This window comes from Nostoc sp., assembly GCF_036917395.1.
Taxonomy (GTDB): domain Bacteria; phylum Cyanobacteriota; class Cyanobacteriia; order Cyanobacteriales; family Nostocaceae; genus Nostoc.
The window spans coordinates 12,011-26,351 of the sequence record NZ_JBALDI010000051.1; the positions used below are offsets into that span (position 1 = coordinate 12,011).

Sequence of the window (14,341 nt, forward strand, 5' to 3'; positions counted from 1 at the left end):
TCCAGTTTAGCCTTTGCGATTATTTCCCTAGATTCCGCTTGATTTGGTCTAACTCATCCTGAGTTTCCCAGCGACGAAACTTATCTTCTAAGTCATCAAACCCACCAGAATAACTGCTAGTTTGATTTGACCAGCCATTGGTTTCCAAACGTTGGTGAGTTTGCGCTTTAGCATAGGCTGTCTGTGCTTCGGCTGCTTTAGCTTGCACCTCCTGTCGCCGCTGCTGAATTTTTCGCAGTAGTTCCTGAGATTGGTTAATGCGTTCTTTCAGCCCTTGCATATGTCCCCAGCGCTGATTTCCTTCGCGCAATAGGGCTGCTTCTCGCTCACCCGCCGCAGCTGCCAAATCCTCTCTGGCAGCGTTTTTGGCTTTTTGAACACGGATATGCCAACGCTGAATTTCTTGAGCGGTGGACAGAATTTCTTCTTGCGATCGCTTCTCTTGTAATTGTAAATCTGCAATCAGCTTTAATGTGTCTTCCTCTTGCTCACGCAGCTGTTCTAGCAGCGCCTCTAACTCCAAATGTGGATTGTTACGCAAGAATTCTTCTAAACGGTTTTCTAAAAACCGATTCAAATCATCAAATAAGCCCACTGCTAGAACTCCAGAGATTAGGTGCGTGACTATTTTATTGTAGTAATTATTCTCGTGGGCGGAATCTAAATTTTAATAGTTACCGTCATCAAGGATGTGGGATCAGACAGCAGCGTGAGCAGCTTTGCTCAGTGCTAAAGAACTCAATATCGTTACTGCGGCTGAATTTGAGAGCAATTCCCCTGCGGGTTCTCCTTTCGCGGAGCGTCTCGTAGAGAAGAAGTACGCTTCATTCACAATGACTTGTAACGATTTTGGTAAATTTTTGCATTGGGATGCTCCCAAATATCTTCAGAGTTAATCTCCTCTTGAACAAGTTATGATTTTATACTTGAAGCTCTATTCCATGAGGTTTTATTCTATGCATCTTCATAGAGAATTGGTATAAGTTAAACCATGCCCAAACACCTCCTCTACTTTCAGGGTAAACATCCAGTACATCTGTTCATGTACCATACCCTAATACCAATTTGTAATATCCTACGGGAAGCCGCACTTTATGCGTCTACGTAATTGAGAAAGTCAGATTACATCTAGCTGGGTTTCCACCATTTGTATCTGTAGTCTTATTTTGGAGAATTGATGTAACATATGTGCAAAAAAAGTCAGTTTTAAGGACGATAAAATTGCGACTAAAAACAAATTTTCAGCAATGTGGGATTATACGCTGTTTTGCGGCAGTACTGCTTTTCGGTCAAGTGTGGCTACATTTACTCCAAGGAAAAACGTGCTACCGCAAGATTCTGCAACATATGGTAACTGCTGGGCCAAGTTCTATCTCTCCAGTTCTCCTTGTCAACTGTTTTGCAGGAATGATTTTTACTATTCAAATAACGAGGGAATTAGCCCGATTTGGGGCTGTCGATGCTGTGGGAGGTGCTTTTGCCTTAGCTTTTTGTAGAGAATTGGCTCCAATTTTGACCGCTAGTATTATGGCGGGACAAGTCGGTTCTGCTTTTGCGGCAGAAATAGGTGCAATGCAAGTCACAGAGCAAATTGATGCACTTTATATGCTCAAAACTGATCCAATTGATTATCTAGTACTTCCTAGAGTAATTGCTTGTAGTTTAATGGTGCCTTTGATGACGATTTTAGCTTTAGTTACAGGCATCATCGGCGGAGTTTTTGCTGCATCACAGTTTTACAAAATTATTCCAGAAACATTTTTAGAATCAGTCAGAAATTTTTTAGAACCGTCAGATTTGTTTATTATTTTACTAAAAGGGTTTATTTTTGGTGTACTGGTTGCTGTCATTGGTTGTAGTTGGGGTTTAACTACTAAAGGGGGAGCCAAAGAAGTAGGAGAATCTGCAACGAAAGCAGTTGTTACTAGTTGGGTGTCAATTTTTATCATGGATTTTTTCCTCTCTCTACTGCTGTTTGAACAGCCTGCATTTTGAACCTAAGTCAGTATTGAACAAGATTCCCAACTTATTAAAAAAGTTGGGAATCTCAGCCAAAAAGAAATCTTTAGGTAAGCAATATCGATTCTGAAGCGACACCAAACAGCCCACCACAGGCATCGCTAGCTTTTTTGGTATACTTCATAACGTTAGTGGAATTTGAGAATAGATTAACTTGTAGATTAGTGCACCCAAAGCTAAACCTCCCAATGAAAAGATAGACGCAACTGAAAAGGTTAGCCCTTCCCTAAGACCAGCTTTTTGAAAGTCTATCCTGACTAATATAGTCGCTGAAATGATGAGTAAGGTATGAAGAAATACCCAAAACCAGGCAATCATAATAAAAAACAAGAAAGCTGCTAAGACGGCAATGCCGAAAGACCTAGTATTTGATTTAAGCAAAATACTATAGTAATATGTCATTTTCGGCCAAGGAGCGGTCAACGTTACTATTAAAAGCAAGATAGCAACTACAGTTACCAGCCACACAAATAGAGGAGCATGTGTTTCAGATATTACCCAGCCCAAAGTACTGTAACTAAGCAGTACTAACGCCAGGGATACCCAAGGAACTCTTTTCAAAATTGACATGGGTTAGTATTCCTAGTACGGGGTCAAGGTGTTATTCCATTACTAAATGTTATAACTCACCGTTCGCACCGATAGGATTTAATTAAGAATAATTATCTACCAAGCTGCTATGAATATCAGGTGACAGACTAAGCAAACTAATAATTTATTGTTGTAAGTGAATTCTTTACCAGGCGAGGGAACTGAAGAAAGTGATCCTTTTAGCAATTAAGGCAGATTCTTATAACTATTGACTAATAGCTAAACAATCATTTTCTGCCCACCAAGCGTAGATGGGCGTGTCGCGGTCTGGGAAAGTGCCAAAAGTATTAGGTTGCAACACATTTATGTTAATGCCATTTGTTAATTGCACAACATAATTAACGTGTGTGCCCAAATACATAACATTGACAAGCCGTCCTTCAAAGGAGTTAGCTGGCAAATTGGGTGGATAAAGCGAAAGCTGTATTTTTTCTGGGCGCACACTCACTACCACTGCTTGTGATAATTCAGATGGTGTATCTTCAGCGCGGCTAATGACAATTGAAAGTCCCGTTTTCGTCGAAATTTGCACATTAGAGGAGTCTACCGCTACGATTTCACCGCTGAATAAATTAGTATCGCCAATAAAATCAGCAACAAAGGATGTCTGGGGACGTTCATAAATTTGGCTGGGAGTGCCAACTTGTTCAATTTTGCCTTGGTTCATCACGGCAATGCGATCGCTCAAAGATAATGCTTCTTCCTGGTCGTGTGTCACCATCACAAAGGTCAATCCCAAGTCTGTGTGTAAATTTGATAACTCAATCTGCATTTCCTTACGTAGTTTCAAATCTAACGCCCCTAAAGGTTCATCCAGTAATACGACGGTGGGACGGTTGACTAGGGCCCTTGCTAAAGCAACTCGCTGCTGTTGACCACCAGAAAGTTGATTGGGAAAGCGCGATCGCAAACTTTCCATTTTCACCAGTTTTAAAGCTTCTTCGACTCTAGCTTCAATTTGCGATTTACGTATTTTTTTTAACCTCAATCCGAAGGCGATGTTATCCCAGACATTCAGGTGGTTAAATAGAGCGTAACTTTGAAATACAGTATTGACGGGTCGGCGGTAAGGCGGCACATTAGTCATAGACTGACCCTGAATCAATACCTTGCCAGCGTCAGCGATTTCAAACCCAGCAATTAAGCGCAGTGTTGTTGTTTTACCACAACCGGAGGGGCCTAAAATACTAAAAAATTCTCCTTGTCTAACATCCAAGTCGATTCCATTTACTGCTGGTTCTTGGTTAAAAAACTTGAAGACATTACGCAGTTCAACATCAAGTGGCTGAAAAGTTGTTATCCCCCTCTGATTCTGCATGACAATTTGAGCCATAATCCTTAGTAGAATGCCGTGATATTACGTGATGTCAATAGTCTATTGGGCAGACTAGATTTGACACTTTGGTTTATTGTATCCGCCAAAAACAATTGTTCAGGAATGAATATACTCGCCCGATTCTTTCGTACCCATTACTGGGGAAGAGTTTAGGGTAATTGTATACAGATAATACCGCTCTTGGAATCATTCTTTGTCTTATGTCTTTATTCCCATTAATTGGCAGCAAAAAAGATACCCGTACAGTTGGACGTGGTTTCCAATCAATATTTTTAATTGTATTTACCCTATTAATGACCGCTGGGATTGGGGCGCGTTTGGCATATTTGCAAATTGTTGAAGGTCCAAAACTCCGGGAACGAGCCGAAGCGAACCGAATTCGGATGATTCTTAAACAACCAGAACGGGGCAATATTTTTGACCGAAATGGCAAACTTTTAGCCAGTACTCGCTATCCAAGCTCTGTATATTTGTGGCCGATGGCACATACTAAGCCTTCCTGGTCTGTAGTCGGCCCCCGTCTAGCGCAAATTCTCAACATCCCGCAAGACGAGATGGAAAAGAAATTAGAACTAGCAGGTGCTAATTCTTCTTCGCTGATCCGCATTGCTCGTGATCTAAATGAAGCACAAATCACGGCATTAAAAGAGTATAAAAATGAACTACCAGAAGTAGAAATAAATCGAGATTCTGTACGTTATTACCCTCACGGTAAGCAATTAGCACATGTACTCGGTTATACGCGGGAATTGACCGCCGACCAGTTAAAGGACAAGAAGCAGGAAGGCTATCGACTGGGAGATGTAATCGGTCAGATGGGGGTGGAAAAAGCCTATGAGAAAACTCTGCGGGGCGAATGGGGCGGTCAGCAGGTGGAAGTAGATGGTGCGGGTAGACCAATCCGGGTTTTGGGGGAGAAACAGGCAAAAGCTGGTAACGATTTGCACCTAACCATAGATTTGGATGTGCAAAAGGCAGCAGAAAAAGCTTTGGGAAATCACCGAGGCGCGATCGCCGCACTTGACCCGAATAACGGTGCTGTTTTAGCACTGGTATCTTACCCCACCTTTGACCCAAACATCTTCTCCAAACAAAAACTCTCCCAGAAAGATTGGGAAAGCGTGCAAGGTAAAGATCATCCCTTGATCAATCGGGCCCTGAGTGCCTTTCCACCTGCTAGTACTTTCAAAATTGTCACTACGACAGCCGGGTTGGAATCAGGTAAATTCTCTCCTGACTCAGTATTACAGACCTTTGGTTCCCTGACTGTTGGGGGGGTGACTTTTGGTGAGTGGAACCACGCCGGATTTGGACCATTGGGATTTCCCAGAGCGATCGCTATGAGTAGTGATACTTTTTTCTATCAAGTTGGCAGAAAAGTTGGTGGCCCAACTTTAATCGAATGGAGTCGCAAATACGGGTTTGGTCAAAAAACTGGCATTGAATTTCCCAACGAAGAATCAAAAGGCTTGGTTCCAGATGAAACATGGAAACAAAGAGTTTTGAAGACACCTTGGAGTGTAGGTGACACCATTAATATGTCAATTGGTCAGGGCGCTTTGCAAGTCACACCCCTGCAATCAGCAATTATGTTTTCTGTTCCTGCTAATGGTGGGTATCGAGTTCAGCCGCATTTGCTTAAAGACAACGAAGAAGCAAAAAGTTGGCGAGAATCCTTAAATATGAAGCCGGAAACCATCAAAGTTCTCCGTGAGGGACTGCGGAAGGTGGTGAGTGAAGGTACAGGTAAGCGCTTGGACGTGCCGACAATTGCCCCAGCGTCTGGAAAAAGTGGCACTGCTGAAGCTGGTATTGGTCGCCCAAATCATACTTGGTTTGGTGCTTATGCCCCCAGTAGTAAGCCGGAAATTGTGGTTGTGGCTTTTGGGGAAAATACTGGCGAACATGGGGGTACTATTTGCGGACCGATGGTTTTACAAGTGTTAGAAGCTTATTTTCAGCATAAGTATCCAGGTAAGTATCAAAAACCTCAGCCTGAGCCATCAGAAGCTAAAACTCAGAATTCAGGACATGGCACTGGAGACTAAGGCTATTCCATCACTCTGGTCAAAAAAAATCTCAGCCAACTTTTAAACATAGATAGGACTTACGCATCAAGTATGAAATGTAGGGGAAATTCATGAATTGCCCCTACAGGAAATCAAGGCTTTCACTGTCTTTTTGCCTAAATTTTAATAAAAAGAAACTTGGTTTGAAGCTTTATTTTCTAACATTATGACTAAAATCATCTCTTTCGTCTGAAACTATTGTGTAGCAAGGATTATTGCTTTTTACTTTAGTGAGATTGATTAAAGAGCGCTAAGTAGAAGACAGGAGGTAGGAGCGTCACTCTGGGAGAATGCAAGCCTCTTACAGCAGTTTTCAGATAAATAGCTGTAAGTGGTAGATGTTTTGGCAAGCCGACGCTCGATCCGGATGATAATCAGTCAGTAGTACCGATTGCGTTTCTGCACAATTGCGACCAGAACGTTGTGACCTGTAACACAACCATTTATATCACCAGCTATGAAGTGTATAAAATTATTAAGAATACTTGTATCAAGTATCAAATAACTATATTTTTAACACCAAAGAACCTAATAAGCTAAAAAACATCTAATTTGCATAATCGAATTAAATAGAAATCTTGTGGGGTGGGTATCCTGCCCGCCCAGTATATGCAATTTAAATGTGGAACAGCTTACTACCTGATTTAGCGCCAAATCAATCTTTTCAAATACATAATAATTTGTGTTGGGTTTATTTTACTACACCCAAAGTTATCATCTACTTGCACACCAAAAACTGTTGAGAGTATTAGAGAAATAGAGGTACGAAAAGAATGAAAAAGCCTATAATGCTTATTGGTATGTGTGGGTTACTAAGCAACATGGTAGTTGGTGTGTTACCGACACACGCTATTCCAGCATCTCAAGGAAAATGTGCATTTAATTTTGCAAGTATAACTCCTGCTAATGGTTTTCAACCAATTCCGGGATTAAGTGCCACAGTTACTAACTACGGTTCTACTACCAATGCTATTGTCCACGTAAGTGCAGACGTCGGTGTAGATGATGCTGCTGAAGTACGTATATCTTACTCTATTGATGGTGGAGTTCCGCGAGAAGATACTTATGGGCCAGGTAACCTTGCCAACCATCAACAGTATTATGAAGGTCGCGCTGTAATTGCTATTGTGCCAATTCCTTATGGAACCCACACCATTACACCTTACTGGCGCGTTAGTGGCTCTGCTGGTAAGACAGCTGTCATAGATTCGCGATGCATCACGGCAGAACTGAATACTCAGTAAGCGCAGTTAGTTTTTCCAAGTTTTAATAACTTGTGACTCAGAGTAGGCGCAGGGGAGTGGAAAAAAGCGGATCTTTTGTTGGAAGTCCCTAATTTTGCGTATCATTTATCAATGCCATACCATTCATAAATGATACACAAGCAACTCCTTTATAAAAAGATAGTAATCTCTAGCTCAACTTTTATTGAGGCAACTTAGCGGGTTTCAAATTTCTGGCTTTGTAAAACATTTCTAAGCTATCGCGATCGCCTACAAAACGCCAGTGCCAAGGCTCATAACTCACACCTTGAATATTATCTTTAGGAAATGACATTTCAAAGCTGAAACGTGCTGCATTTGCTTGCAGCCATTGATAAGCCTTGGTCTTGTCAAAGTTAGTTTGGAGATTAGTTGCTGGTACTGCTCCATCTCCAACATCCACAGCATAACCTGTGTGATGTTCGCTATGACCAGGAGGAGCGCTGAGGGCAGCTCGTTCTGCTGGCGTCTGATTTCGCTGGGCACCGACATTAAAAAACAACTGCTCCTGGTCTTTGACTGAGCGAAAGCCAGAAATTGGCACTAAAATTACACCTGCACTCCGTGCTGCTGCTACCATCTCCTCAAATTTTTGGGCAGCAGCTTTTCGCATTCTAATGCCCCTATTTGCGGAGATGGTTACTAGTTCTGACTGAGGGGCTTCTGGGTAGGGAAAATGCCCTAACACAGTATCGCTAGAATTATTAGATGCTGCTGGAGTTGGAGGAGCAGAAGTAGCTGGTAAACGTTGAGAATCAGCAGTTTTTTTGGGTGCAGTGAGGAAAAACAAAAAACCGCTAATTAAAGCCAGCAGGACAAATCCTGTTATTCCCCCAATCAGCATAATTCGGGGTTGCAACCAAATTTTAGGTGTTGCATCAGGGGTATCGCGTACAGCCACTGGAATATCATCACCAAGGTCATTCGATGAGTTTTGCGGTTTTCCAGAAAACCCTGCCTTATTCAAGGGTAAACTCCTGTTTTTGTGGGATAACCATAACAGATTTTGCACTGGACAAAAGTAGACGGAACAGGTAGCATTTTACATCTGTGGTTTTTAGGCGCAATCTTGACAAACCTTTTAGAACTATACGTCAAGCTGGGAGGATTAGTCCTGGTAGGTTTTATTCTGGGACGCAAACTACCTGTGACAGTTCCTACTCGTTTGGGACAGTTTCTTTTTTGGGTGGGAGTACCCATAAGCATAGTATCCTTTTTACGTCAATCTAGCTTGTCGGAGCAAATTTGGATTGCACCTGCCATCGCTTACCTAGCCATTTTACTAGGGGCATTTTTAGCTTGGTTAGGGATTAAAGGACAAGCCTATTTTAGAAGTACCGTCCCTCAACAATCGACTCAAGCTAGCTTGATATTAGCAGCAATGTTGGGTAATACAGGTTATCTTGGCTTTCCCATTACCTTAGCAATCGTAGGTAAGGAATACTTTGCTTGGGCACTATTTTACGATTTGCTAGGTTCCTTCCCAGGAGCTTATGGCTTGGGTGTGTTACTAGCAGCGCGTTTTGGCGGTGGTATCCATAATCATTGGCAGATTGCTAGGCCCATCTTAATTAATCCTGCCCTGTGGGGTTTCGGATTTGGCTTACTATTTCGAGAAGTAACAATTCCCACAATAGTGGAATTCTGCCTAGAAAAATTTGCTTGGAGTAGTGTAGCTTTATCTCTGGCGTTAATTGGAATGCGACTGGCGCTGCTCAAATCTTGGCGTAGCCTACCACAAGCAGGGATGAGCTTGGGAATCAAAATGTTGTTAGTTCCCTTAATATTGGGCAGCATTTTACCACTGTTTGGATTAACTGGGCCCATAGCAAAGATAATCGTACTACAAATGGCAATGCCTCCAGCTTTCGCCACACTGGTAATTGCTGAGACATTCAATCTTGATCGGGATCTGGCAGTTACTGCCTTAGCTGCTGGGGCTATAGTATTGCTGGTTACTCTCCCAGTTTGGCTGTGGCTATTTTGATTTTGGATTTATGCACCGTGATGCGCTATAGGTAAATTCTTTGTGCGCGATTCCTTAGCATAATTAGAACCTGGCGGAGGAATTTACCTAATATTAGTTAAACTTCTACTGGATGCTGCCCATAATATGGCAAAGCCTCAGACCAATTAGGACGCTTGCCCTCTTGCCAATCAAGATTAGCTAATTCCAAAATACTTGTTACCGTCGCTGCTAACCCAGATTGAGCTTGAATCAACTGATAATCAGTGTTCCAATTTGCTAAAGTTTCCTGCCAGGTTTCTGGTGTAAACACTCTATCTGACAAACACACTCTTAGTTTAGAAGCATTTGACTCAAACTGATAAATACCAGCAAAAATTTGACCTCGTTGTGCTGGCATTTCTACAGCAAGAGTTTTTGGATTTTGACTTTTGCCTGCTTCTGACCAAGCTACCGCAGCCAAAGTTGAAATCGCAAATACAGGAATATCTAACTGTTGTCCTAAAGTCCGAGCAGTGACAACGCCAATCCGAGTTCCTGTAAAGCCGCCGGGGCCTTTTGCAACTGCGATAAAGGATAAATCTACCCAAGTTTGCGGTTTGATAAATTCAATTAAATATTGATGCACTAAGCTCGATAAATCACGCCCCAAATTCCAAACTTGAGAGCGAGTCTCATCTGTAAAATTACTAACTGCCAAACCCAATTCGGGAGTGGTCGTGTGTAGTCCCAAGGCGTATTTATTTATTGCAAGGTGTTTTTGTTCCGTTATCAAAGTTATTTAAAATATCTGTTTTTATAGAGTTAACGTGATTTATTCAAGCATATAACATAGTGGTTCTTAATTGAATAGACAATACTTCTTTTCTTCTGCTTTGGACAGAAGTCTTAGAGCAATCCTTTGGCTGTTTCAGCAAAATCAGAACGCGTAAGCGTAGCCCGCCGTAGGCGATCGCAAATGTTCGCTTGTTGTTCACTCTCTAATAACGATCGTGGCTAGGATGGGGGATTTGGATTACCGCCTTGTTGTCTCAGTAGATAGTCTAAAACTCTGTCAATTCGCTCCAAGACAGCACCTGTAGTAAGTTGAAACTCCTGAAACTGAGATTTTTGTTCTTCAAAGCTTCGGTCAAGCTTTAGCATGAGTGCTTCTAATCGCTCAGTTCGTGCCTTGGTTTCCTCTATCTCAGCGCCTGTCTTTGTAAATAGGCGTTGCGTGTGAGTGATAAAACTATCAACCTTATCAGAAACTTGGTCAACTTTTCCCCCTACCTGATCAATACGTGCCCCTAGTTGATCAAGGTGAGATTGAGTACGGTCTTGTTTTATAGTCAACTCATCAAGGTGAGATTGAGTACGGTCTTGTTTTATAGTCAACTCATCAAGCCGCCTGTTTGCTGATTCTGCGTAGCTGGCAGTAGACACTAGCAATCGCTTAACAGTTTCGAGTTCATCTTCTACATAGTCTAGTCGCTGTGCGTTGGTCATGCTGTTTTCTTTTGGCTGGCTTCTTTATCTTTAGGACTTACGCAAAATATCTCTCAAACTCTCATTTCTCTGTGACCTCTGGGCCTCTGTGGTTCGATTTTCCGTTAGCTGTGCGTAAGTCCTGATCTTCTGCGATCGCTTTCCTGACATCTCGTTCGTATACATGAATTCGTGATCGTTGATGGACAAAATCTCATTACAGCAGAAATCATGTATTTGAACCACATCTGTAGTAAGGGCACAGCAATGCTGTGCCCCTACCACGTAGTCTATTTACCTGAAAATAGCTGTAAGATACACCAATCATTTTCTATCAAGTCGGCACTAATTCACCAGGACGCAACTTCGACCATTTACCGGTTTCCCGCTTAAAGCTCAGACAACCAACAACATCCCATTCCATTTCAATTACATCCTCTTTAGTCCGAATGTTGACATTGATAGAAGGTTCATTCGGATCAAAATTTGGTGTTTCGGTCAAGTGAGGCTGTTGGTGCTGCCCTTCTACGGCATGATAGGTAAAACAGCTGTCTACATAGTGGCAGTTAACGCAAATACACATAATAGAACCAACTCCAGGGGCCTTTATTGTTAATCTAACTTAAGCGCAACTGTTATTCATGAGTTGCTGGGTTGATTTTTATTACAATGCATAAATCAGTTCTTTCTACCCTAGCTCCCAAAAATTGGCCTTTTAGCTTGGAATTCCTGCCACAACCCGCTTACATGGTAGGTGGTGCTGTCCGAGATGCGATCCTTGGCAAAACCCGCGAATATCTGGATCTAGATTTTGTTATACCATCTAAGGCGGTAAATGTAGCGAGAGCGATCGCTCGTCATTACAAAGCTGGTTTTGTGTTACTCGATGCAGAACGACAAATTGCGCGTGTGGTTTTTCCCCACGCCACAGCTGACTTTGCCCAACAGGAAGGAAATAGTTTAGAAGTTGATTTGCACAGACGGGATTTTACAGTAAATGCGATCGCCTATAATCCCCATACACAAGAAATTATCGATCCTCTACAAGGTTATGTAGACTTACAACAGGGCATTTTGCGAATGGTATCACCCGCGAACTTAGAAGATGACCCTTTGCGGTTAATGCGAGGTTATCGCCAAGCCGCCCAACTAGGTTTTACTATTGAGCCAGCTACCCAAGCCGCAATTCGTTCTTTGGCATCACATATCAGCAAAGTTGCAGCCGAAAGAGTTAGGGTAGAAATTGGCTATCTGCTGGCAAATTCTCAGGGTACTCCTTGGATTACAAGTGCTTGGGAAGATGGGTTACTTGCCCCTTTCTTCAAAAATGCCACCCGTGAAAGCTTGCTCAAACTAGCAGCAGTTGACGAAGCAGCTGCCTTACTCACCCAAAATTGGCAACAATTAGGGGCACAACTGCAAGAGTATGTCCGCGATAGTATCAAAACCACTTGGTTAGGTATTGCCAAACTTGCTTGTCTTGTCAACCCAAATCCAGAATTAGCAGAAATAGAGCTACAGAAACTAACTTATAGTCGTGCCGAAATCCGGGGTGTAACCACTGCACTGAAATTGTTACCGCAGTTTCAAGTAGTCGATATGTCCTTGCGAGAACAATACTTTTTGTTCAATGACGCAGATATTGTGTTTCCCGCTACGGCAGTGCTAGCTGTAGCATTTGATAATTTGGTAGAGGCGATGTCTGGTGACAACCCACTACAGGCAGGAGTTGCTACAACTTTGGAAACCAAAGCAATAGGCTGCCTTGTTTGGGCACCTTTAATCAACCGCTACCTGAACCCTGATGATCTGGTCGCTCATCCCATTCCACTAGTGAGCGGGAAGGAGTTGATTATAGCATTAGATATTCCAGCTTCGCCAATCATCGGCCAACTGTTGACAGAAATTGGCGTAGCACAAGCTGAGGGGAAAGTTTCAACGCCAACAGAGGCGATCGCATTTGCACGTCAGTTAGTTGAGGGGCTGTAATATTGAGTTTCCGAGTCAATAGTAGATATTCATGGAATAGCCTGAGAAAATTATTAATATTGGATATAAAATTAGGGGATTAATGTGATGTATTTGCGATGAATTTGTCTGCAACAATTCCCAAATTTGACGAATGTAAAAGTTGTTAATCAACGATTCGTACAGTGTCAGGTTAATTACTCCATTGTTGCTCATTTGCTCATGGGTAATCATCTTATTTTGTGCCAAATAAGCGATTGCCTGCATCTCCTAACCCAAGAATAATATAGCCATGTTCATCCAAATAGTCATCAATGGCGGCGGTATATAGCGGCACATTAGGATGTAGATCACAAAAACGCTCGATACTTTATGGTGCAGCGAGTAAGCAGACAGGTGCAGATACCTGAGTCAAACACGTCCCAACCGTTGCATTAATCATGAAGCCGCACAGCTACAGCTTTCTTGAGATTGGCGATCGCAGCGATCTCACCGAGAATATACACTGTTACGCCCCCAATTGGCGGCAAAAATCCCTCTAAATCCGATCGCGTTACCAATTTTGGAAGCATCCCCCAGTTTGTTCAAATAAAGCGCGACGCAACTGTGCTGCAATGCCAAAGTGCTTGACAATTCCTGGTAAATCCCAAATCGGCATAGTCATTATTTTTTTAGGGATGTTTTGATCAGCTATTACTCACTAGGGATCTGTCAACTACCTCTAGTCAGTTTTGATTTTTATGACTCTAAATGTCGAGTGTGGTATTAGTCGTATTGCTGAATATAAGAAATCACACAGAAATTTCATAATTAACAATTAACCCCTACAAATTTAAAGATGACTTTAAAAATGATTTAATAGAGATATTTTGTGAGAAAGTTAATACAAAGGTATATTCACTGATCTCAAATTCATGGATTCTTTATCTATCAATTCCTTACTTGAAGAGTTGAAAAACCCGGATGCTACAGTCCGCGACAAGGCAACCAGAAAAATCTGGCGGATCTGGTTTCAGCAAAAGGGAATTTATGGGCTGGAAATAATTGACCGCAGTCAAAAGTTACTTGATGCAGGTGAATTTACTGGAGCCGAAACAACGCTGACAGCACTAATCGAAGAGCAGCCAGATTTTGCCGAAGCCTGGAATCGTCGTGGTTTTCTCTATTACAGTATTGGTGATTATCAAAAATCTCTGGCAGATTGTCAGATGGTTGTGCAGATAAATCCGATACATTTTGGAGCGCTTCACGGCATGGGTTTGTGTTATGCGGCACTAGGTGAATATGGTGAAGCGATCAAAGCTTTTCAACAGGCTTTAGAAATTCAGCCCTATTCGCTGGTGAATCAAAAGTTGATTCTAGAATGTACATTTAGATTCAGCTACAACCGTAAATAGGAGAGAACATTACCCTGTTTTATGAATCGGTCATCACCCTCATCAACAGCAATTCATCGCCTTAGTCGCCGCAATTATTATTCAATACGGTTCTATCTAGATTAGTAGTAGCGTCATTGCTGCTTATAGTAATAGCAACCAACCGTCAACTAGCAATTCTCGGTTGGATAAAGTTATATTTGGCACTCAATGAATAGTACAATCACAACACGGCGGATTTTACCAGGCGATGTCTACGACGGGCTGCGCCTACGCCACTGATATTT

Annotated in this window: 14 protein-coding genes and 2 pseudogenes; 6 read left to right on the forward strand and 10 right to left on the reverse strand. The window is 42.2% G+C overall.

The features are described from left to right. Positions 1-19: 19 nt before the first annotated feature. Positions 20-595: a TIGR04376 family protein gene (locus tag V7K46_RS18305; protein ID WP_335115536.1), complete on the reverse strand. Its 576-nt coding sequence runs from the start codon at positions 593-595 to the stop codon at positions 20-22. A 626-nt stretch (positions 596-1,221) separates the two neighbouring features. Here V7K46_RS18305 and V7K46_RS18310 point away from each other — a divergent pair. After that, positions 1,222-1,995: an MlaE family lipid ABC transporter permease subunit gene (locus tag V7K46_RS18310; RefSeq protein WP_335115538.1), complete on the forward strand. Its 774-nt coding sequence runs from the start codon at positions 1,222-1,224 to the stop codon at positions 1,993-1,995. Between the two features lie 144 nt (positions 1,996-2,139). Here V7K46_RS18310 and V7K46_RS18315 read toward each other — a convergent pair whose 3' ends face one another. Beyond that, entirely contained in the window at positions 2,140-2,589 is a 450-nt protein-coding gene (locus V7K46_RS18315; protein WP_335115540.1) for a hypothetical protein, read from the reverse strand. A 226-nt stretch (positions 2,590-2,815) separates the two neighbouring features. After that, complete coding sequence (locus V7K46_RS18320) at positions 2,816-3,943, reverse strand: ABC transporter ATP-binding protein (protein ID WP_335115542.1); 1,128 nt, start codon at positions 3,941-3,943, stop codon at positions 2,816-2,818. A 203-nt stretch (positions 3,944-4,146) separates the two neighbouring features. On the opposite strand from V7K46_RS18320, the gene mrdA reads away from it, so the two are divergent. Next, positions 4,147-5,994 carry a penicillin-binding protein 2 gene (gene mrdA, locus V7K46_RS18325; protein ID WP_335115544.1) on the forward strand — a complete coding sequence of 616 codons (1,848 nt, stop codon included), beginning with the start codon at positions 4,147-4,149 and terminating at the stop codon, positions 5,992-5,994. A 794-nt stretch (positions 5,995-6,788) separates the two neighbouring features. Then, positions 6,789-7,259, forward strand: a complete 471-nt coding sequence (locus V7K46_RS18330) for a hypothetical protein (RefSeq protein ID WP_335115546.1) — start codon at positions 6,789-6,791, stop codon at positions 7,257-7,259. Positions 7,260-7,440: 181 nt separating this feature from the next. Here the strand turns inward: V7K46_RS18330 and V7K46_RS18335 are convergent, their stop codons facing one another. Beyond that, a complete protein-coding gene (locus tag V7K46_RS18335) occupies positions 7,441-8,244 on the reverse strand; it encodes a M15 family metallopeptidase (RefSeq protein ID WP_335115548.1) in 804 nt (267 codons plus the stop codon). Between the two features lie 102 nt (positions 8,245-8,346). Between V7K46_RS18335 and V7K46_RS18340 the strand changes: the two genes are divergently transcribed. Continuing rightward, a complete protein-coding gene (locus tag V7K46_RS18340; protein WP_335115594.1) occupies positions 8,347-9,264 on the forward strand; it encodes an AEC family transporter in 918 nt (305 codons plus the stop codon). A 97-nt stretch (positions 9,265-9,361) separates the two neighbouring features. Here the strand turns inward: V7K46_RS18340 and tsaB are convergent, their stop codons facing one another. The 3 genes from tsaB to V7K46_RS18355 all read right to left on the reverse strand — a co-directional run bounded on the left by tsaB (position 9,362) and on the right by V7K46_RS18355 (position 11,293). Then, positions 9,362-10,018, reverse strand: a complete 657-nt coding sequence (gene tsaB / locus V7K46_RS18345; RefSeq protein ID WP_335115550.1) for a tRNA (adenosine(37)-N6)-threonylcarbamoyltransferase complex dimerization subunit type 1 TsaB — start codon at positions 10,016-10,018, stop codon at positions 9,362-9,364. A 221-nt stretch (positions 10,019-10,239) separates the two neighbouring features. Further along, positions 10,240-10,731, reverse strand: a complete 492-nt coding sequence (locus V7K46_RS18350; protein ID WP_335115552.1) for a 6-aminohexanoate hydrolase — start codon at positions 10,729-10,731, stop codon at positions 10,240-10,242. Positions 10,732-11,044: 313 nt separating this feature from the next. Next, a complete protein-coding gene (locus V7K46_RS18355) occupies positions 11,045-11,293 on the reverse strand; it encodes a Ycf34 family protein (RefSeq protein ID WP_292790237.1) in 249 nt (82 codons plus the stop codon). 86 nt (positions 11,294-11,379) lie between these two features. Between V7K46_RS18355 and V7K46_RS18360 the strand changes: the two genes are divergently transcribed. Further along, a complete protein-coding gene (locus V7K46_RS18360) occupies positions 11,380-12,699 on the forward strand; it encodes a CCA tRNA nucleotidyltransferase (protein ID WP_335115554.1) in 1,320 nt (439 codons plus the stop codon). Between the two features lie 15 nt (positions 12,700-12,714). Here V7K46_RS18360 and V7K46_RS18365 read toward each other — a convergent pair whose 3' ends face one another. From V7K46_RS18365 to V7K46_RS18375, 3 genes and pseudogenes are all read right to left on the reverse strand, one after another. Further along, entirely contained in the window at positions 12,715-12,945 is a 231-nt protein-coding gene (locus tag V7K46_RS18365; protein ID WP_335115596.1) for a hypothetical protein, read from the reverse strand. Beyond that, positions 12,914-13,072, reverse strand: a pseudogene (locus tag V7K46_RS18370) (uracil phosphoribosyltransferase); the annotation flags it as partial. The gene V7K46_RS18365 and the pseudogene V7K46_RS18370, both read right to left, overlap by 32 nt. Positions 13,073-13,115: 43 nt before the next feature. Next, positions 13,116-13,333: pseudogene (locus V7K46_RS18375) on the reverse strand (GTP cyclohydrolase II); the annotation flags it as partial. A gap of 259 nt (positions 13,334-13,592) precedes the next feature. On the opposite strand from V7K46_RS18375, the gene V7K46_RS18380 reads away from it, so the two are divergent. Next, positions 13,593-14,075: a tetratricopeptide repeat protein gene (locus tag V7K46_RS18380; protein ID WP_273765268.1), complete on the forward strand. Its 483-nt coding sequence runs from the start codon at positions 13,593-13,595 to the stop codon at positions 14,073-14,075. The last annotated feature ends 266 nt before the right edge of the window (positions 14,076-14,341 follow it).